Source organism: Aeromonas schubertii (assembly GCF_000820105.1).
Taxonomy (GTDB): Bacteria; Pseudomonadota; Gammaproteobacteria; order Enterobacterales; family Aeromonadaceae; genus Aeromonas; species Aeromonas schubertii.
On record NZ_CDDB01000033.1, the window covers coordinates 17,222 to 36,280 of the forward strand.

At 64.6% G+C, this 19,059-nt stretch carries 21 protein-coding genes; 9 read left to right on the forward strand and 12 right to left on the reverse strand.

Annotation, left to right across the window (positions count from 1 at the left end; all coding sequences use genetic code 11):
* Positions 1-14 precede the first annotated feature (14 nt).
* The 9 genes from BN1133_RS06390 to BN1133_RS06430 form a co-directional block, all read right to left on the reverse strand.
* Complete coding sequence (locus BN1133_RS06390) at positions 15-1,700, reverse strand: DUF342 domain-containing protein (RefSeq protein WP_082177929.1); 1,686 nt, start codon at positions 1,698-1,700, stop codon at positions 15-17.
* A 142-nt stretch (positions 1,701-1,842) separates the two neighbouring features.
* Positions 1,843-2,316, reverse strand: coding sequence for an outer membrane lipoprotein (locus tag BN1133_RS06395; protein ID WP_050665708.1), 474 nt, complete (start codon positions 2,314-2,316; stop codon positions 1,843-1,845).
* A gap of 96 nt (positions 2,317-2,412) precedes the next feature.
* On the reverse strand, positions 2,413-2,901 hold the full coding sequence (locus BN1133_RS06400; RefSeq protein ID WP_050665709.1) for a GNAT family N-acetyltransferase: 489 nt from the start codon (positions 2,899-2,901) through the stop codon (positions 2,413-2,415).
* Positions 2,902-2,916: 15 nt separating this feature from the next.
* Positions 2,917-3,276 (reverse strand): DUF6559 family protein, encoded by a 360-nt coding sequence (locus BN1133_RS06405; RefSeq protein ID WP_050665710.1) that lies wholly within the window; start codon positions 3,274-3,276, stop codon positions 2,917-2,919.
* 46 nt (positions 3,277-3,322) lie between these two features.
* On the reverse strand, positions 3,323-3,673 hold the full coding sequence (locus tag BN1133_RS06410; RefSeq protein WP_050665711.1) for a nitrous oxide-stimulated promoter family protein: 351 nt from the start codon (positions 3,671-3,673) through the stop codon (positions 3,323-3,325).
* A 139-nt stretch (positions 3,674-3,812) separates the two neighbouring features.
* Positions 3,813-5,615, reverse strand: a complete 1,803-nt coding sequence (locus BN1133_RS06415; RefSeq protein ID WP_050665712.1) for an aminopeptidase P family protein — start codon at positions 5,613-5,615, stop codon at positions 3,813-3,815.
* Between the two features lie 32 nt (positions 5,616-5,647).
* Positions 5,648-6,307 carry a GntR family transcriptional regulator gene (locus BN1133_RS06420; RefSeq protein ID WP_050665713.1) on the reverse strand — a complete coding sequence of 220 codons (660 nt, stop codon included), beginning with the start codon at positions 6,305-6,307 and terminating at the stop codon, positions 5,648-5,650.
* Positions 6,308-6,399: 92 nt separating this feature from the next.
* Entirely contained in the window at positions 6,400-6,945 is a 546-nt protein-coding gene (locus BN1133_RS06425) for a cytochrome b (RefSeq protein WP_050665714.1), read from the reverse strand.
* 375 nt (positions 6,946-7,320) lie between these two features.
* Positions 7,321-7,587 (reverse strand): hypothetical protein, encoded by a 267-nt coding sequence (locus BN1133_RS06430; protein ID WP_050665715.1) that lies wholly within the window; start codon positions 7,585-7,587, stop codon positions 7,321-7,323.
* Between the two features lie 136 nt (positions 7,588-7,723).
* Between BN1133_RS06430 and BN1133_RS06435 the strand changes: the two genes are divergently transcribed.
* From BN1133_RS06435 to BN1133_RS06460, 6 genes are all read left to right on the forward strand, one after another.
* Positions 7,724-8,545 carry an HDOD domain-containing protein gene (locus BN1133_RS06435; RefSeq protein WP_050665716.1) on the forward strand — a complete coding sequence of 274 codons (822 nt, stop codon included), beginning with the start codon at positions 7,724-7,726 and terminating at the stop codon, positions 8,543-8,545.
* A gap of 77 nt (positions 8,546-8,622) precedes the next feature.
* Positions 8,623-9,126 carry a GNAT family N-acetyltransferase gene (locus BN1133_RS06440; protein ID WP_050665767.1) on the forward strand — a complete coding sequence of 168 codons (504 nt, stop codon included), beginning with the start codon at positions 8,623-8,625 and terminating at the stop codon, positions 9,124-9,126.
* A gap of 57 nt (positions 9,127-9,183) precedes the next feature.
* On the forward strand, positions 9,184-9,654 hold the full coding sequence (locus tag BN1133_RS06445) for an Lrp/AsnC family transcriptional regulator (RefSeq protein WP_050665717.1): 471 nt from the start codon (positions 9,184-9,186) through the stop codon (positions 9,652-9,654).
* A 126-nt stretch (positions 9,655-9,780) separates the two neighbouring features.
* A complete protein-coding gene (locus BN1133_RS06450) occupies positions 9,781-10,041 on the forward strand; it encodes a DUF2442 domain-containing protein (RefSeq protein ID WP_050665718.1) in 261 nt (86 codons plus the stop codon).
* A 215-nt stretch (positions 10,042-10,256) separates the two neighbouring features.
* Complete coding sequence (locus BN1133_RS06455) at positions 10,257-12,221, forward strand: TonB-dependent copper receptor (protein ID WP_050665719.1); 1,965 nt, start codon at positions 10,257-10,259, stop codon at positions 12,219-12,221.
* Positions 12,222-12,316: 95 nt separating this feature from the next.
* Positions 12,317-13,933 (forward strand): alpha-amylase family glycosyl hydrolase, encoded by a 1,617-nt coding sequence (locus BN1133_RS06460; protein ID WP_050665720.1) that lies wholly within the window; start codon positions 12,317-12,319, stop codon positions 13,931-13,933.
* A 56-nt stretch (positions 13,934-13,989) separates the two neighbouring features.
* On the opposite strand, the gene BN1133_RS06465 is transcribed toward BN1133_RS06460, so the two are convergent.
* Positions 13,990-15,348, reverse strand: a complete 1,359-nt coding sequence (locus BN1133_RS06465; RefSeq protein WP_050665721.1) for a PepSY-associated TM helix domain-containing protein — start codon at positions 15,346-15,348, stop codon at positions 13,990-13,992.
* Positions 15,349-15,495: 147 nt separating this feature from the next.
* Between BN1133_RS06465 and BN1133_RS06470 the strand changes: the two genes are divergently transcribed.
* On the forward strand, positions 15,496-15,900 hold the full coding sequence (locus BN1133_RS06470) for a hypothetical protein (RefSeq protein ID WP_050665722.1): 405 nt from the start codon (positions 15,496-15,498) through the stop codon (positions 15,898-15,900).
* Here BN1133_RS06470 and BN1133_RS06475 read toward each other — a convergent pair.
* Together BN1133_RS06475 and BN1133_RS06480 are read right to left on the reverse strand one after the other, a co-directional pair.
* Positions 15,884-17,251: an ATP-binding protein gene (locus BN1133_RS06475; RefSeq protein ID WP_050665723.1), complete on the reverse strand. Its 1,368-nt coding sequence runs from the start codon at positions 17,249-17,251 to the stop codon at positions 15,884-15,886. The two genes, BN1133_RS06470 and BN1133_RS06475, sit on opposite strands and share 17 nt — an antisense overlap.
* Positions 17,244-17,966: a response regulator gene (locus BN1133_RS06480; RefSeq protein WP_050665724.1), complete on the reverse strand. Its 723-nt coding sequence runs from the start codon at positions 17,964-17,966 to the stop codon at positions 17,244-17,246. Before BN1133_RS06480 ends, BN1133_RS06475 begins: the two co-directional genes overlap by 8 nt.
* Positions 17,967-18,131: 165 nt before the next feature.
* Between BN1133_RS06480 and BN1133_RS06485 the strand changes: the two genes are divergently transcribed.
* Together BN1133_RS06485 and BN1133_RS06490 are read left to right on the forward strand one after the other, a co-directional pair.
* The gene (locus BN1133_RS06485) at positions 18,132-18,464 is read left to right on the forward strand and encodes a hypothetical protein (protein WP_050665725.1); all 333 of its coding nucleotides are present in this window, start codon (positions 18,132-18,134) and stop codon (positions 18,462-18,464) included.
* A gap of 172 nt (positions 18,465-18,636) precedes the next feature.
* A complete protein-coding gene (locus BN1133_RS06490) occupies positions 18,637-18,984 on the forward strand; it encodes a hypothetical protein (protein ID WP_050665726.1) in 348 nt (115 codons plus the stop codon).
* Positions 18,985-19,059 lie beyond the last annotated feature (75 nt).

Here is a 19,059-nt window from a genome sequence, read left to right on the forward strand (position 1 = left end):
GACGATGCGATGACTCAGTGGCCCGCCTTGGCTGGCGGGGTCCAGGGTTGCAGCACTGCTTTCCCCTCCTGGATCTGGATGCGGCAGGGGCCGTGTTCGATCTGGGGCTTGTAGAGGCGATCGGCCAGCTCCACCTCCACCCCCGGGTAGAGGCGTACGGTGGCGGCCACGTGGATGGTGCCGAGCACGGCCGTCAACTCGTCCTGTAGCTCTTCGAGGGCAGCGTTGACTTCCTTCAGGTGAGTCATGTGGTGTTCCCTCTGCTCCTTCAGGCGCAGCAGCAGGGCGCGATCCCGTTTCTCCTGAGGGAGCTTGACCAGCTTGATCAGCAGTGTCTGCATCTTGCCGAGCATGGCCTGGATCTCCCCCTTCTCCTGGGTCAGCTCCTGCTCCCGTGAGTGGAGGGCGAAGTAGCCCCCGAGCACCTGCAAGCGGGTGTGGTTGGCGGCCAGCGCCCCGATCACCGGGGCCTGAATGCTGTCATTGGCGATGGCGAGGCCACCGAGCAGGGTGCCCTTGCGGCCGCTGGCATCGCCGACGATCAGGTTCTTGCCGGCACGGCAGTAGCAGTGGGAGGCCTGGTTCTGGATCAGCAGATCCTGATCGGACTCCAGACTGGCGTACTGGGCGAAGGCGACCGTCAGGTTGCCCTGGGCGCTGAGGCGGCAGGTGAAGGCCTTGTGGTCGGTGGTGCGGTGACCGATGGCCCCGTGCTTGATGGCCAGATGGCCGCCAGCCTGGACCTGGGCCGATTCGACGAAGCCGCCGATGGCGATGTCGCCACTCGCCTTGACCTTCATGCCCGGCTCCACGTCCCCGGTGATGATGAGGCTGCCATTGAACTCCACATGGCCGTGTTTGGCATCCACCGATTTGATGGTGAGCAGGTTGTCCACCACCATGGTGTTCTTGTCGTGCCTCGGCATGCCGGCCCGCAGGGCGACCAGCAGATTGGGGTTGCTGGCGCTGATCTCGCTCCCTTCTCCGGCGCTGAGGGGCATCTCCTTGCCCGGCTTGGGGGGCAGGGGTTGTCCCTGGACGTTGACGCCGGGTTCCCCCTGGGTGGCCGGATGACGCCGCAGCAGAGGGGTGCCGGCCTGGACCGTGGTGAGGGTGCCGAGATCGCGCAGATCGACCCGTCCATTATCGAGCTCGCGGGGTTTGAGGACCCTGTCGGCCATGGTCTCGACCAGGGATTCGAAGCGGCAGTCGAGGCCATTTTTGGCCGGGATCCCGCGGGCGATGGGGAGCACTTGCTCACTGCCTGCCTGGGCGTGATGCATCATGGCCACCGCCTGACGCTCCAGATCGGGATTCTGGCCGACCGTGACACCGGCTGCGGCCATCGCCTCTTGCAACCGATCCAGGGTGAGAGGCTCCCCTCCCCAGTCGGCCACAACGGCGACGTGGGCCGTCATCTTGTCTTTGTCGATCTGGATCTTGAGTTGGGCATCGCGTCGCACCGCGATGCAGAAGCGATCGATGGGGGCGGGGAGTTCATGGGCGGCCTGCAGGGCATTGAGGCGGGCAACCGCCTGTTTTATCCCCTCCAGCTGGGGTTGCCAGCGGTGCCAGGGGGAGGACTTGAGCAGGGCCTGAAGCTGGTTTTCGCTGCAACTGGTGGCACTCTTGAGGCGCAGGAAAAGCTTATCCTGATCCTCGCCGTCGGATCCCGCTTCCAGCCAGCTCTGATCCAGCATAGTGCCTCCTTAGTCACCGGCAGTATCCTGAGTATTTGTCAAACCGGTCAATGGGGGGATGCCAAATCGGTGATCTCTTGCAGGATCTGACAGGAAAAAACAAAAAAGGCCCCGAAAGGGACCTTTTTTACCGGCGCTGTGCTCAGTTGATGACGGCGACGTTGACCCGTCCATTCCCCTGGCTCATGCGCACCTTGGCGCCCGGCTGGAACTTGGCATCGGCCTTCTGTACCACGGCGATCACTTCGCCGTTGTCCTTGCGGATCTCCAGCTCGACCCCGTCGACCTGGTTCACCTTGTCGTTGATGGCCTTGCCGGCTGCGGCGCCGGCGATGGCACCCCCGGCGGCGGCGATATCGCGACCTGTGCCACCCCCGACGGTACTGCCCAGCAGGCCGCCGACCACGGCGCCGCCTATGGTGCCGAGCAGGCTGCTGTCATCGGCCTGGATCTTGACCGGACGTACCGCCTGGATGGTGCCATAGGTGACGGTTTGCACCTGCTTGGCGCGGTCGGCGGTGTAGACGTCGCCGGAGTAGATGTCGCTATTGGCACAGCCTGCCAGGGAGGCGGTGATCATGGCCAGCAGGGCCAGTTTCTTGCTCGTGTTCAGCATGGGGAGTCACCCTCGTTAAAATTGTTCACCATTTGGACGTTTCTACTCTACCCCGGTCACCGACAGAGGCAAATCGGAAATCTGTAACCAAGTGTGTTAGGCGCGGGCCTCCTGGCCCTCGGCGTTGACGGCAAAGTGGAGCGCCTTCTCCAGCACGTTGCGCGGCTCACCGGGACCGAAATATTCGGCCTCGACGGCGACCAGCTGATAGCCCAGGCGTTCGTAGAGGCGATTGGCCAGATTGGCCGGATCCACGGTGAGGCGGGTCCTGTGCATCCCCTGCTTGCGCAGCTGCCACTCCAGCTCCTCCAGCAGACGCTGGGCCAGACCCTGGCTGCGGGCCTCGGGCAAGACGGCCAGAGAGAGGACCCAGCCCAGCTCGGCGTCTTCACCGAGTCCTCCCAGCACATAGCCCAGCAGCTCCCCCTCCCGTTCGGCCACGATCAGCAGATCCGGCCAGAGATCCAGCGCCTGGCGAAAGAAGAAGGCGGGGTAGACAGGATCCCCAAACACCCGGGATTCGATCTGCCAGATGGCGTGCAGGTCGGCGTGATGGGCCAGGCGGATGACAGGTGACGGGGTCATGACGGTTCCTCAAACTCAATACTGGTGGAAACGGGCGCCCTGGGTCTGGACGGTTCGGTCGGTGCCGCCACGCCAGCCGCCGCTCTTGCAGAGGGTGAGCAGGTCGTGGGCGGTGAAGATGTGGCCCGGGTCGAACAGGCGACTGGCCAGCTTGGTGCGCAGGGCAAGCAACTCTTGCTCCTCGCTGCCCGGTTGGCGAAAGAGGGCGTGCAGTGCCTGGCGTGCCAGGGTACCCAGTTTCTCCCGGTTGGCCAGATTCTCCAGCTGGGCCCGGGTATAGGCGTCGGCCGGGCCGTAGTCCCGTTGCAGGCGCAGGGCCAGGGGGAGTACACGCTTGAGGGCACGACGCAGTCGCAGGCGGGCAATCAGGGACATGGCAGCTCTCCATCCGATCAGGTGCGGGGAGTATGCCGTCACTGCCCTAGCGCGGCAAGGGGCGACTGCCTGGCAGGGCGGGGCGTCGGCGCTGGCCATCCAGCCAGTGGCGCAGGGCCAGCCAGGGGTGGCGCCAGAGCATGGGGAGCCTGGCCCACAGGCTCATCTGCTGCAGTCTCAGGTGGCCGGCCGCCGGGAAGCAGGGGTGATCACAGCGCACGCAGGTGGGCTTGTCGACACCGAAGCGGCACAGGCGCAGCCGGTTATCCGCCACGCTCACCAGTCGCTTGCAGTCACACTCTTGCTCACCGCGATGGTGGTGGCGGCAGAAGAGGCGAATCTTGGTGTGCATGGCGCGCCGTTCACGGCGCAGTCGGGGGTGAGTCAGCTTGTTCATAGGGGGGCCTATTGTCGTCATCCCGGCTTCTGGCTCCATGATGCGGATCAAGAAAGAGGGCACCACTGCCCTTGGCGAGCCAGTCAACAAATCCGGGCCACTGGGGCCCGGATTGAGAGGGATGAGTCGTTTGACCCTGTTACAGCAGCTCGGTCGCCTGCTCCAGCCAGGCGAGATCGTCCCCTTCCAGCAGGGGGCTGAGACGGCGGCGCACCTCGGCGTGGTACTCGTTGATCCAGCGGAACTCGTCCGGGCTCAGCAGGGAGCGGTCGATAAGGCGAGTATCAAACGGAACATGAGTGAGGCGCTCGAAGCGCAGCATGGGCACCTCGCTCGGCTCCTCACACTCGGTGACCACCACCAGGTTCTCGCAGCGAATGCCGAAACCATCCTCCCGGTAGTAACCCGGCTCGTTGGAGAGCACCATGCCCGGCTGCAGGGGCTCCAGGTTGCCCTTGGGGCCGATGCGCTGGGGCCCTTCGTGAACACTCAGGAAGTGGCCGACGCCGTGGCCGGTACCGTGGTCGTAGTTGAAGCCGGCCTGCCACAGGGGAAGGCGGGCCAGCACGTCGAGCTGGATACCGGCGGTGCCGCGCGGGAAGCGAGCCTGGTCGAGGGCGATATGGCCCTGCATGACGCGGGTGAAGAGGGCCTTCTGCTCCTCGGTCACCTCACCGACGCAGAGGGTGCGGGTGATATCGGTGGTACCGTCGAGGTATTGGCCGCCCGAGTCCACCAGATAGATGCCATCCAGGCCGAAGGGGCGCGGCACGCCATTGGTATGGCGGTAGTGACACATGGCAGCATTGGGGCCCAGGGCCGAGATGGTGTCGAAGCTCGGCTCCACGTAAAGATCGCTCTCCTTGCGGAAGGCCTCGAGGCGGTCGGCCAGGGTCCCCTCGTCCACCCCATCAAAGTCACCGCTCTGCACCAGGCGATCCAGCCAGGCCAGGAAGCGCACCACGGCTACGGCGTCGCGCTGGTGGGCGTTGTGCATGCCGGCCAGCTCCACCTCGTTCTTGCAGGCCTTGAGGCGCAGGGTCGGATCCTGGCCGGCTACCAGGGTCGCGCCGGCCTCCTCCAGGGTGAGCTGGCTCCAGGCATTGCTGGTGGCCGGATCGGCCAGCACCCGCAGGCGATCCTCCCCAAGGCGGCTCAGCACCTCTCCCAACTTGTCGATGGGGTGGAGGGAGACGTCATTGCCCACGTGCTGGGTGAAGGCGAAGCACTCGAGCTTGTCGGTGTCGACGAAGAAGTCCAGGGTACCGTTGGCATAGAGGATAGCGAAACCGAGCACCACGGGAAGGCGCTCCACGTCGCGACCACGCAGGTTGAGCAGCCAGTTGATGGACTCGACCTGGGTCAGCAGGGCGGCATCGAGGCCGCGCTTGCGCAGGTCTGCGGCGATGCGCTCACGCTTGGCGGTGCTCGACTCCCCTGCCAGCTCCTCCCCGTAGAGGATGGCCGGGGTCTTGCTCGGGGCGGGGCGATCGTCCCAGTGCTGATCGATGGGGTTCTGCGCCACGGGTACCAGCTCGATGCCGCGATCCGCGAGCAGGGCCTTCGCCTCGCGATAGCCGTTCAGGCTGTGCAGTCGCGGGTCGAAGCCAACCCGGGCGCCGCGTTCGAGCTGGTCAGCCAGCCAGGCAACGTGAGGGGTCTCGACCAGATGGTGATATTCGAAGATCTCGCCCGGAGCCTGCAGGCGGGCCTGAACCGTGTAGCGACCGTCGACAAACAGGGCCGCCCGGTTGGTCAGCACCACGGCGACACCGGCGGAGCCGTTGAAGCCGGTGAGCCAGGCGAGGCGCTCGGCGTCGGCGGGGATGTACTCTCCCAGATGCTCATCGTCATGGGGGACGATGAAGGCATCCAGCTCAAGGGATCTCAGGGTATCCCGGACCTGGGCGACCCGGTTGGCGATGATCTCAGGGGTTTGCATGTCAGTTGCCATTATGAGTTACGAGCGAGTGGTTATTTTCCGGACTGCAGTATCTGTTTGACCGAATTGGCCGCATCGGCGATGTGGCGCTGCAGCAGCACCACGGCCTCATGTTTGCGCCGCTGTCGGCACAGGGCCAGCAGGTGGGCGTGTTCCCGTTCGGCCTTCTCGACCCCGTCGTGGGCGAAGAGCAGCTCGAAACGGACATAGCGGTCACAGCTGAGGTTGATCTGGGCGATAAGCTCCAGAGCCTGGGGTCGCCCGGCGGCGCGATAGAGGGTGGCGTGAAAGCGATGATTCAGCTCTGCCCAGCGTTCTACCCGGGTTCCGCTCTCCAGTGCCTGGTCAAACTCGGCCAAAATCGCCTCTGCCTCGGCAAAGGTGGCCTCGGTCATCAGGTCGACGGCGTGGAACAGGGTATCGGCTTCCAGCAGGGCTCGCAAATAAAACAGCTCATCGATTGTGCTGCTCTCGAGTTCGGTAACAACAGCACCACGATGGGCGGTGAACTTGACCAGCCCCTGGGCCTCGAGCTGCATCAGGGCCTCGCGCACCGGAATGCGGCTCACCCTGAGCTCCCGGGCCAGGGCATCCTGACGCAGGGGGGCGCCGGCGGGGAGCTCGCCGCTGAGAATGCGGGCACGCAGGTTTTCCATCACCATCCGGGTTCGGGTCTGGTAGGTCGCGGTCATGTCATCCCTGTTGGTTTACCCGCGCTCCGGCGGGCCGGTCAGGCAGCAGACCACAGATGTGGCCTTCATGCAAGGCCTGCTGCCGAGACGGTTCAGCGCTTGTGGGGGAGCATGTTGGTCAGGGTCGTGTCCTTGAGAATGTGGTGGTGATAGAGGGCCGCCGCCCCATGAAGGGCAATCAGGGCATAGCCCAGATTGGCAATAAGCTCATGGGTCTCCTTAATCGGGCCACGCAGTCCCGGGTTGGGGGCGATGAGGGGGGGGAGCTCGCCCCCGAAGAAGGGAATGGGCTTGCCGGCGGCGCTCAGGGTCAGCCACCCCAGCAGGGGGAGCAGGATGATCAGGGCATAGAGGGCCAGGTGGGCGAGATGGGCCAGCTTCTCCATCCAGGCGGGCGGGGTGGGGACGATGCGTGGCGTAGGCCAGAGCAGCCGCAGCAGGACACGACCCAGAGCGATGAAGAAGATGCCAAGACCCAGCATGAAGTGCCACTGCTTCATCAGGTCTCGCTCGACCGAACCTTTGGGAAAGACACCGCGAAACTCCATGGTGCTGTAGACGGCGATGATCAGTATCAGCGTCAGCCAGTGCAGGGTGGCAGAGGCCAGGCCATACCCTTGTTCACTATTTCGGATCACGTTCTGCTCCTTGGTTGAGAGACCCCGGGAGGAGGGGGCATGGGATTACCTTAATCCATAACGAGAGCAGGGTGAAAGCCCTCTCTCTTCACCTTGGCGGCCGACGGAAAACGGGTGTAGGCTGGAACCGGTGTTGAACATATTTTCACCGCTGCTTGCAATGGATGAGGGAGCTGGGCCACTCCACCTCCCACACTGTCTCGGTCTGATATGGAGCTCACAGCATGAGTAAATCCCATGGCAAAGATGCCAAGAAGAAACCGCAGATGACCCTGAAAGAGAAACGGGAGGCCAAGCGTAACAAGGATGAGTTGAAGGGGGCCGGAGGGGCGATGAAATAACCGGAACAAAAAGCCAGCATGCGCTGGCTTTTTGTTACTCCTCGTCGTCTGCCCAGGGCATCTCGGGCAGAGTGTCGAGAAAGCCCTGATAACGCTCCAGATTAAAGGGGGCGCCGTCGGCCTCCATGGCCATCAGTTCGGCGGCCAGGGCACAGACGATGTAGTCGGTCGCCTCATCCCGGCTCATCCCTTTCATGGTCAGGCGCAGCAGGGTGGCGGTGGTGTGGGGCGGGTTGCGCTCGGAGAGCTGGTTGGCCACGATCTCGCGCAACATGGCTTCGTCGAACAGGGTATCGCTCATGGGAACTCCTCATGGATGGAGCGGTAGTATATCACGGCGGAAAAGTGCATTTATTTTGTGTCGGAGCTGTGCGGGAGGATTTGAATTCATACTTGCTGGCGAGGGGCACCCCCTTTTTCCTGTGAGGACATTCAAGATGCCTAGCATTGCTTCTCTGCTCAACGAGACGCAGAACCTGCCCAATATTCCCGAGGTGGTGAGAGACCTGATCCAGTCCCTCAATGAGCGTGAGCCTGACCTGCTGACCATTGCCAAGCATATCGCCAAGGATCCGGTGATCTCTGCCAAGTTGCTGCGGGTGGCCAACTCGGCCCGTTTTGGTGGCAATCGTCAGATCGCCACCGTCAACGAGGCCGTGGTGCGGCTGGGGCTGGCGGTGGTGCGCAACATGGTGCTGGCCAGTGGCCTGACCGGTGCCATGAGAGAGATACCCGGTATCGAGCTGCGCCACTACTGGCGCCATGTGTTCGAGGTGGCCGAGCTGGCTCGCCGCCTGGCGGCTGCCGCGGGGCGCAACGGGGAAGAGGTCTTCACCTGTGCGCTGATCCATGATCTGGGCCGCCTGGTCATGCACGCAGGGCTGCCGGAGCACACCATCCATCACATCGTGGATCTGGAGCCGACCAAGGGGCGTGCCAAGGCCGAGGCGCTGGTGGTGGGGTTCAACTACGCCCAGGTGGGGGCCGAACTGGCTCGCCAGTGGCACTTCCCTGACTTCATCTGCCGGGCGGTGGAGTACCACTACAACCCCATCAAGGCGCCCGAGTTCTCCCAGGAGGCTGCCCTCATCCACCTGGCCCTGGTGCTGTCAGCCCAGAGCGAGGTGAGTGAGGCACCTCCCCCCGAGTGGCCGGGGGAGATCTCGGCCCGCGTCGGCCTGGTCTGGGAGCGCTGCGCCCGGGTGTTGCTGGAGTCGCGGGAGCAGGATAACGCCTTCGCCTCCCTGTTGGCGGCCTGAGTCAGGGGCGGGAGACCGCCCTTGCCTTTTCCCCCTCCTCTCCGGCACCCTGTTCCTTTGCCAAGGAGTCCCCCATGCTGATCGAAACCGAACACCTGCGCCTGCGCGAGCTGGTCGCCGGCGATGCCCCCTTTATTCTCGAGCTGCTCAACGACGGGGATTTTCACCGTTACATCGGCGATCGGGGCGTGCGTACGCTGGAGCAGGCGCGCCACTATATCGAGCAGGGGCCCAGGGTCAGCTATGGTCGCCACGGCTTCGGGCTCGGCATGGTGGAGGGGCGCAGCGATGGTGTGCCCATGGGGATCTGTGGCTTCGTCAAACGGGATCATCTGGAGCATGTGGACATAGGTTACGCCTTCCTGCCGGCCTTTCGCGGACGTGGCTACGCCCTCGAAGCGGCCCGGGCCGTGCTGGAAGATGGCCGTCGCCGTCTCGGCATCGAGCAGGTGCTGGGCGTGGTTACCCCGGAGAATCACGCCTCCATCCGCCTGCTGGAGCGGCTCGGCCTGCGCCTGCAGGGACGCGTCATGATGGGGCAGGATGAGTGCCTGTTGCTGGCCCTCTCGCCCGGCGATTGAGTTTGGCGGCGCAAACGGGCACTCTGGGATCGTAGCCAAGCAGCAGGAAGCCAAGGAATGAAGAACCTGGATCAACTCGACCTCGATATCCTCTCTCATCTGTTTCGCGACGCCGGGATGACCAACAAGGATCTGGCCGCCCTGGTCGGCGTTGCCCCCTCGACCTGCCTGGAGCGGGTGCGCAAGTTGCAGGGTGAGGGGGTGCTCAAGGGGGCCCACTGCGAGGTGGATCACCAGGCTCTGGGTGGTCATATCCAGGCCATGGTCTCCCTGCGTCTGGCCCGTCACAGCCGCCAGATCATCGACGAACTGCGCGATGCCATCATCGGCCTGCCCGAGGTGATCAGCCTGTTCCACATGGGGGGCAAGGATGATTTTCTGGTGCACCTGTGCGTACCCGACACCGACCACCTGCGCAACTTCGTCTTCGATCACTTCACCTCTCGGGAAGAGGTGGTGCACCTCGAGACCTCCCTGGTGTTTGAGCACAGATTCAGCCGCTCTCTCCCCTGTTTCCCCCGCTCCTAGGTCGCCTGTCTCTTCTCCTTTACAGCCGGGTGGCTCCTTTGGGTATGAGAGGGGAAATCCCCGGTGATGTCGCTCCCGCGGCGACTCCCTATAATGGGCGCAAATCCATCATGGGAGCTGTCAAGGATGCCGGTTTTTATCGATGTGGAGTATCTCGCCCCCTGGCGCCTGTTTGTGGTGCTCTCCGACGGCACCACAGGAGAGCTGGATCTGGCCCCCTGGCGCACTCAGCCGCTGCTGGCCGGGATCGATGACGAACGGAGTTTTGCCCGGGTCAGCCTGGATGATCACCATCGTCTGAGCTGGCCATGCGGCTGCGTCATCTCGGCTCACGATGTCTATCACCTCATCGCCACCGGACTTCGTTTTGGCGATCCGGTTTTGTGATCCTGAACAAGATTACCGTTACGGAAAGGTTAGGGTGATTGCATTTTTCCCTGCCAGGGCGTAAAACCTGCGCAACATTTTGCCAACCAGTTTCCAAAGGGTCTCTCGTCTTCTCATGAGGCCCTTTTTTGCGCTCCGAACGCAAACCTTTCCCCAGGGGTAATCTTGGTGGCAGATGGCACGACATCATAAAAACAGAAGCATAAGGAAAGTGTATGGCTTGTTATTCGCGCAGCCCCCTGGCCCTGGCCGTCACCATGGCCCTCCCTCTTCACGCGGCCGAGGTCCAGGTACTCGAGCCCATGGTGGTGGTCGCCTCTCGTCCCGCCGATACCCTGATGGTGACCCTGGATCCGAAAAAGCCCGGCTCTCCCATGCCGGCGGCCGATGGCGCCGGCTATCTGAAAAACATCACGGGGATGAGCATGGTGCGCAAGGGGGGGCTGGGTGGCGATCCCGTGTTGCGCGGCATGGGCATGTCCCGCCTCAATGTGCAGGTGGATGGTGGCATGCTGGCGGGCGGCTGCGGTGGGCGCATGGATCCGCCGACCGCCTACCTCTTCCCCCAGTCGTTCGATCGTATCCGGGTGCTCAAGGGGCCCCAGTCTCTGGAGCACGGCGCCGCCCTGGCCGGCACCGTCCTGTTCGAGCGGGATCAGCCCCTCTTCACCGAGCCCGGTCTGATGTTCGATGCCGCTGCCCTGGTGGGCAGCGCCGGACGGGACGACCAGATGCTTGATGGCAGCCTGGGTTCCGAAACGGGTTACCTGCGAACCCAGTTCACCCACTCCGACGCAGGCGACTACCAGGATGGCCACGGCGAGCGAGTGCGCTCCTTCTACCGCCGTGAAAATGCCACGGCCCAGCTTGGCTGGACGCCCACACAGCAGAGCCTCGTCGAGCTGACCGCCGAGCGCAGCAACGCCCGGGCTGCCTATGCGGATCGCATGATGGACGGCCCCATGTTTGACCGGGAGTCGTTCGGTCTCAAGGCGCGCCAGCTCGAGATCAATGGCTGGTGGCAGCGCAGCGAGTTGACCCTGTGGGACAACTATATCGATCACATCATGGATAACTTCTCCCTGCGCCCCAACGACGGGATGAAGCGCCTCTCCAACCCGGATCGGGAGAACCGGGGAGGACGCTGGGCCAACGACGTCGCCCTGCCAGGCTCCCTGACCCTGACGGCGGGTCTCGACACCAACCGGGATCACCACAGGGGACGCGGCGGGGTCGATTACGCCAGCAAGCCGCGTATGCAGACCCTCTCCTTCGAGCAGGATGGGCGTTTCGTTGAGCTGGGGGGGGAGTGGGGAGCCCACAGTGCCAAGACGGGGTATCGCCGGGATCGGGTGAAGACAGAGGCCTATGAGCAGGAGCGGGTGAGTGAGGCGGTGGTCGATCGCCTCGACAGCGCCTTCGCCCGCTACGAGTACCGCTTCGGCGTGCCGCTCACCGGCTACCTGGCCTGGGGGCAGGCCGAGCGGGCTCCCGACTTCTGGGAGCGTAGCCGCGACACCACTCCCTTTCGCCTCAAACCCGAGCAGAGCCGCCAGTGGGATGCCGGCCTCGCCTGGCGTACCCGGGATCTGGACGTGACCCTCTCCCTGTTCGCCGCCGACATCGCTGACTACCTGCTCTACACCGCCCGTCCTGGCAGCAAGCCGGCCATGCGCAACGTGGATGCCCAGACCCGGGGCGGTGAGCTGGAGTTGCGCTGGCAGTTGGCCGAGCAGTGGCGTCTCGACGGCGGGGTGGCCTACACCTTCGGCATCAACCGGAGCGAACAGCGGGCCCTGGCCCAGATGCCGCCCCTGGATGGCAAGCTGGCCCTGACCTGGCAACCGCAGGAGCGCTGGAGCACGACTCTGGTGGGCCGCGCCGTGGCGAGTCAGGAGAGGGTCGACGTGGGGGCCGGTAATGTGGCCGGCCAGGATCAGGGGGAAACCCCGGGGTTTGCCACTCTGGGCTGGAGCGCCGCCTGGCAGTTGACCCCCGAGTGGCAGCTCTCCGGCGGGATCGACAACCTGTTCGACACCTTCTACTACGAGCACCTCTCCAAGTCGGTACACGCCAGCCAGGCCGACATCGGCTATGAGCAGAGCGGGCGTATTCCGGAGCCGGGTCGCACCTTCTGGCTCGGGGTCAACTACCGCTTCCGCAGTGCCGGGGCACTGTAGTGCGGTAACGGTTTCAGTCACGGCAAGGGCCCCCTCATCCCCGCTATGATGGGGCCCGATTCGATGCTTTTTTACTCCACAGCGGGAATATAACAATGAAACACGGATGGACTCGCGCCGCGACCCTGGTCGCGGCTACGCTCTGGCTCGCCGCCTGCGGCGGCGGTGGCAGCAGCAGCGGAACCGCTTCCCCCACGCCCCCCACCAATCCCGAGATCAAACCCGAGCCGGCCACCCGGGCCTGCTATGGCCAGAGTCAGGCGGCCTGCAACCTGCGCATGTATCAGGTGATGGTCGAGGCCTTCGTCGACGGGGACACCCGCCGGGGTTACGGGGTGGGCTACGGTCCCTCGGGTCATATGGGGGATCTGGCCGGCATCCGCCAGAATCTTGATCATATCGCCTCCCTCGGGGTCAACGCCCTCTGGCTCACCCCGGTGTTTGACTCCTGCGCCGGCCAGGGGGGAGACGAACGGCTCAATGCCACCGGCTATTTCGCCTGCGACTACTTCAGGGTCGACCCCAACTTCGGCAGCAACGCCGAGCTCAAGGCGCTCATCGACGCGGCTCACGCCAAGGGGCTCTACGTCATCCTCGACGGGGTGTTCGGCCATGTGAATCGGGTCGGGGTGAGTCAGCCCTCCCCCGAGGGCCGCCTGCCGGCTCTCAAGAGCGGTGGTGCCGACTATCCGGGGCAGTTGGTGGACTTCAGCCAGCCCCAGAGCCTCGCCTATTTCCAGGAGGTGGCTCGCCACTGGGTCGAGCAGTATGGCATCGATGGCTGGCGCCTCGATCAAGCCTATCAACTCGATCTCGAGAGCTGGCGCGCCATCCGCAAGACGGTCGAGGCTGCCAGCGCCGCCCGCAAGGCCAGAGGGGAGAGTTGGGGCACCCTGGGTTATCTGGTGGGCGAGGTGTGGGACGGGGCCGATGCCATCAGCCGCACCGCCTATGGCCCGGCCGATGCGCCGGCCCTGCCGTCGGCCTTCGACTTCCCCCTGCGCTACGGCCTGATGCAGGCCCTGGCGGTGGAGGAGTCGGGCAAGGGGGGGCAGGGGGCCGCCGTGCTCGATGCCAGATGGAACCGGGTGGAGAACTACCCGCCTCACGCCATGCCCAACCTGATGCTGGGCAATCACGATCTGGTGCGCTTCGGGGATCTGCTGCAGCGCGGCGGCTTCTCCCCCGAGAGTTACTGGCAGCGTCACAAGGCGGCGTTCAGCTTCCTCGCCGCCCGCTCCGGCCCCATCACCCTCTACTACGGTGAGGAGTGGGGGGATGAGGTGCCTGGCTTCGCCGCCAAGGTGTCGGGTGCGTGCGCCGATCAGGGGTTGTGTGACGATCATGTCGCGCGCAGCAACGGCAAGGTGCCGGCCACCTTCAGCCCGGATGCCGACCAGCGCGATCTCAAGGCCTATCTCGGCAAGCTGATGGCCCTGCGGGCCGCCCATCCGGCCCTCTATCGGGGTGAGCGGACCAAGCTGGTGGCCGAGGGGAGTCTCTACGGTGACATCAAGTCGGCGGACGGGGAGCAGATCCTCTACCTGCTTAACCTCTCCACTGCCCCCCTGAGCTATACCCTGCCGGCCGGCAAGCTGGGCAGCGCCGGCAGCCTGGAAGATCTGCTGAGCGGCGAGAAGATCCTGCTCGGCGGTGGCAGCCAGGCCATCGAGGTGGCGCCCCTCACCGGTCGCTTCCTGCTGGCGCGATAGCCCTTTCCTGCCGTGAAACAGTGAGGCCCCTTCCGGGGCCTCACTCGTTGTGGGTGTCAGGCGTGCGCCTGTGCCCGGCGGCCTAGCCAAAGCCAGAGGGTGTCGAGTAGCCAGATGGCGAGCAGTGACGCCCCCAGCAGGGGGAAGGCCAGTCCCAGCGCCAGCAACAGCAGGGCGGCCCCGCGCCAGCCGGGCAGCTGTGCGGGCAGGGGCGGGATGCCGAGGGCTCCGCTCGGGCGACGGCGCCACCAGATCCACAGACCCGAGAGGCAGGAGCCGAGCACCATGAGGCAGAGCAGCAGCATCAGCAGCTGATGAGGCCAGCCATACATCTTGCCCATGTGCAGCATGACCGAGGCCTCCACCGCCTTGGCGACCGGGCCATAGTTCTGCCAGCGCACGTCGGCCAGCACCCGGCCGCTGTATTGATCGATGTGCAGGGTGGCGTCGCTACGCGGGTCGTCGGCAAACAGGCCTATGGTGAAGACGCCGCGCTCCCCCTTGGGCAGGTTGATGCTATAGCCCGGCGCCACGGCGCGCTCGCGGGCGATCTCGACCACCCGCTGCAGCGGGAGGCGCCCGGCTGACGGGGTCATGTCGTGGTCGCCACCGCCGTGGTGAGAGCTCGGCATCGGCAGCGTTTCGGCACCCCAGGCGACGCTCTGGGCGTGTGCCTGGTTGAGACTGCGAGTGAGGGGGTTGGAGCTCGGCACCTCGTTCCACATGGCGGCCGGGAAGCGGTTCCACAGATCGGCGAAGCGTTCACCCCAGATGCCGGTCCAGGTCATGCCGCTCAAGGCGAAGAAGAGCAGGCCGGCGGCGCCCCAGAAGCCGAGTACGGCGTGCAGGTCGCGCCACCAGAGGCGGCCGCGGCGTTCCCGACGCGGCACCAGGATCCCCTGCATGCCCACCTTCTCCCTTGGCCACCACAGATAGAGGCCGGAGCAGAGCAGCACCAGGGTCCAGCCGGCAGCCAGCTCGATCACCGCGTCACCGGCCTGGCCCAGCATCAGCTCGGCGTGCAGGGCACGGACGATTCCCTGCAGGTTGTTGTGGTTGTCGAGGGCCCCCAGCACGGCGCCGTTGGCCGGGTTGACGAAGAGGGTCCACTCCTGCTCCCCGTCGCGCAGCACAAACTGGGCGCTGCGATCCGGTGCCGCTGGCGGCAGGTACTTGGTGAGGGCGGCGTGGGGCATCTCGGCCTGGGCCATGATGGCCATGGGGTCGGCGGCCATGGGGTGCTCGACCGGGGCCACCATGAGCAGATCCGGATACATGAGATCGTCGAGCTGGGGCTTGAACAGATAGATGATGCCGGTCACCGAGAGCAGGATCAGCAGGGGGGCGACGAACAGGCCGGCGAAGAAGTGCCAGCGCCAGGCGCGCTGGTAGAAGGCAATGTCCCTATTGCGCACGATAGGCTCCAAAGGTGTCAGTAAGGGTAAGGTTGGGGCAGCATCATACTGACAACGGGTGGTTAACGCCAAGGCTGCATCTTGGCAACAAGGGCTCGACACTGGCTAAGGCATTCATTATCTTGGCGAAATAAATCAAATCTTCGAATGTCTATGCAGCCACACGGTCACTTCACCCTGCTCCGGCAGGGAGCACTGGTCATCTGTCGGCCCAGCGGTCCTTTCAATCTCAAGGGGGCCAGGGCCTATGAGCCCCTTTTCTTCGAACAGGTCGCGCCCCTGGTCGGCACCCGGTGGGCCATCGTCGAGGTCGCCACCGAGTTCGAAGCCGCCGGCCCCGAGGTGATCGCCCGCTTCCGGCGCCAGTTTGCCTGGTGTGCCGAGCAAGGGTGTCGCTATATGGCGGTGGTGCTGGAAGGGGGCTTCAAGCGTTACATGGCCGAGCAGATTTTCAGCCAGCTCCCCTTCGAGGCGCTCTGCTACTTCGAGGATGAAGCGGCGGCGATCGCCTGGGCAAGGGAGCAAATCGGAGACGTCACAGCGGCAGGGTGATGCGGGCCTCCAACCCCCCCTGGGGGCGGTTGTGCAGGGTCAACTCACCCCCGTGCTGGTGGATCAGGGTGCGGGCGATGGCCAGCCCCAGACCCACGCTGCCACTCTCGGTGTTGCGCGCCTCGTCGAGGCGGACAAACGGCTTGAACACCTCCTCGATCTGCTGCTCGTCAATGCCCGGCCCCTCGTCACTGACGCAGATGAGGATCTGCCCCTTCTCCCGCTCCAGGGTCACCTCGGCGCTGCCCGCATACTTGATGGCGTTACCGATGAGGTTTTGCAGCACCCGACGCAGGGGGCCGGGACGGCAGGGATAGACCAGCTTGCCCCCTGCCTGGCACAAGACCTGCTCCCCCATGTCCCCATAGTCGTCGCACACGCTCTCGATCAGGCTCACCAGATCCAGCTCCCGGGTCGGCTCCTGCAGCCCCTCCTCGCGGGCGAAGCTCAAGGTGGCGGCCAGCATCTGTTCCATCTGCTGCAGGGTCTGCTGAATGCGCGCCTTGTCCTCCCCCTCGGGCAGAAACTCGCTGCGCAGCCGCAGACTGGTGATGGGGGTGCGCAGATCGTGGGAGATGGCCGCCAGCATGCGGGTTCTGTCCTGCACGAAGCGGTTGAGCCGGGTCTGCATCCGGTTAAACGCCACTATGCTGCCACGTACCTCGATCGGGCCCGTTTCGGGCAGGGGGTCTATGTCCTCACCGCGCCCGAGCCGCTCGGCACTGGCCGCCAGCTGCTTGAGGGGGCGGGTAGCGCGGCGCAGCAGCCAGACCATGAGGCCGATCACCAGGGTGGCGACCAGCAGCAGGTTGAGGGTGGTGCGCAGGGACCAGCCGGTGCCTTCGCTGTCGATAAGGGAGCTGAAATGGAGCCAGCGACCGTTACCGAGTTCGATGGAGCCGTAGAGGCGCATGTCCATCGGCAAGCGGCCGGGACGTTCTCCCATCATGCGGGCATGGTGACGCCAGGCCCGGCTGCGCTGGGACTCCTCCTTGAGCTCGGCGCTGATCTCGATGCGCAGCTGGGAGGGGTAGTCGAGACGGCTGCGCAGCAACTGCTCGAAGGCGGGGCTGCGGGTATCGGGTAACAGGGGGTCGGGAGAGATCCGTAGCAACAGGGTCTCGCTGCGGCTGGCCTTGAGTATCTCACCGGAGAGTTCGGGGGGAGAGAGGGTGAGCAGGCGCACCACGGAGGAGAGACGCTGCATGGCGTTGCGGCTGTTGACGAAGCCGAGCGCCTCCTCCCGATCCGAGCGGTAGATCTGTACCGAGAGCAGCTGGATCAGCAGCAGGCCACACAGGGCGACCAGGATGATCTGGCCCGCCAGGCTGCCCGGCCACAGCTTACGCATCCCTCACCTCGGCGGAGAAGAGGTAGCCACCGCCCCAGATGGTCTTGATCAGCTCGGGGTTCTTGGGGTCGCGCTCGAGCTTGCGACGCAGGCGGCTGACCAGGGTATCGATGGCCCGATCGAAGGCCTGGGCCTCGCGACCGCGGGCCAGATCGAGCAGCTGATCCCGGCTCAGCACTCGCTGCGGGCGCTCGATAAAGACCTTGAGCAGGTCGAACTCGGCGGTGGAGAGGCTGTGGGCGACCCCCTCCTCGTCGACCAGCTCGCGCCGGTTGAGATCGAGGCGCCAGCGGTCGAAGCTGATCTCATCGGGCAGTTCACTGCCCCCCCTGGCCGGTTCTGCATGGGTACGGCGCATCACCGCCTTGATGCGAGCCAGCAGCTCGCGCGGGTTGAACGGTTTGGCCAGGTAGTCGTCGGCCCCCATCTCGAGGCCGATGATGCGGTCTGTCTCTTCCCCCATGGCGGTGAGCATGATGACGGGGACGCTCGATCTGACCCGCAATTCACGGCAGAGGGTCAATCCATCCTCCCCCGGCATCATCAGATCGAGTACGATGAGGTCTATCTCCCGCTCCTCCAGCTGTCGTTTCATCTCGCGTCCATCCCGGGCGCAGGTGACACGAAAGCCGTGCTGCTCCAGGAAGCGTTTGAGCAGGTCGCGGATCTCGCCGTGGTCATCGACCACCAGAATATGGGGGGTATCCTGTTTCATGACTGCCTCTCTTGCGGTTCTGGGGCGAGTATACGGAAAAGGGGGGCCCGGTTTGTGTCAAAGTGTGGCAAAGGGGCGCCGGCGCACACTCTGCTACAAAAAAGTGGCCCGGGCGGGAGAGTCCTGCGGGGGAAGCCCCGTCGTGGCGCCCAAAGGAGATGCACCATGAAGAATCTGCAACGGATCTTGCTCGTCTCGGCTCTCTCTGTTTCCAGCGCCCTCTGGGCGGCCGATCCCCAGCCTCTGCTCTATCCTGACTGTCCGCTTGGCATGCAAGGCCAGGGCATGCAGGGTGGCATGGGGATGCAGGGAGGGAAGCGGATGATGCGGATGCAACAGATGAGCCCGGAGCAGATGGAGACGGCACTGCAGCAGCGCTATCAGAGCCTGGAGGATCCCGCGGCGCAGCAGCGCTTCTTGCAGGACCTTGCCGACCGGGCCGAGTTGATGACGCGGCATGCCCGGCTGATCCAGCAGTTCGTATCACAGCATCAATAACCTTGATAGGGAGAGAGGGCCTGCGGGCCCTCTTCTCGTTGAAGTGATGGGGGGTGCCACACTCTGCTACAAAAAAGGGGGTGGGCTGGCACACTTGAGACAAGTGGCGGGGCTGTAATGGCGTCAGGCAAGGACGAACCTTGCACTCATTGACCCAAGAAGGAGAAGCCTTATGAAAAGCCTGACCAAGACCCTGCTCGCCACCACCCTGATCCTCGGCCTGCCCCTCGGCGCCTGGGCCGCCAGTGAGGCGGTAGCAACCCAGCCGACCTCTGTGGCCACCGCCCCCTGCCCCATGGACGGCATGATGGGTGGCCAGCACCACGGCAAGCGCCACGACAAGATGATGCGGATGCAGAACATGACCCCCGAGCAGATCCAGGCCCATCTGCAACAGCGTTACGATCGCATCGAGGATCCCGCCAAGAAGGCCGAGTTTGTCAAGAATCTGGCCACCCGTGCCGACGGCATGGTGAAGCATGCCGAGGTGATGAAGGCATTCGCCGAGGCCAATCAATAACTGTCGATAAAGGGAGGCGCTGCCTCCCTTTTCTCCATTCAAGACATCCCCTGTCGCCCCTCGCTTACTCTATAA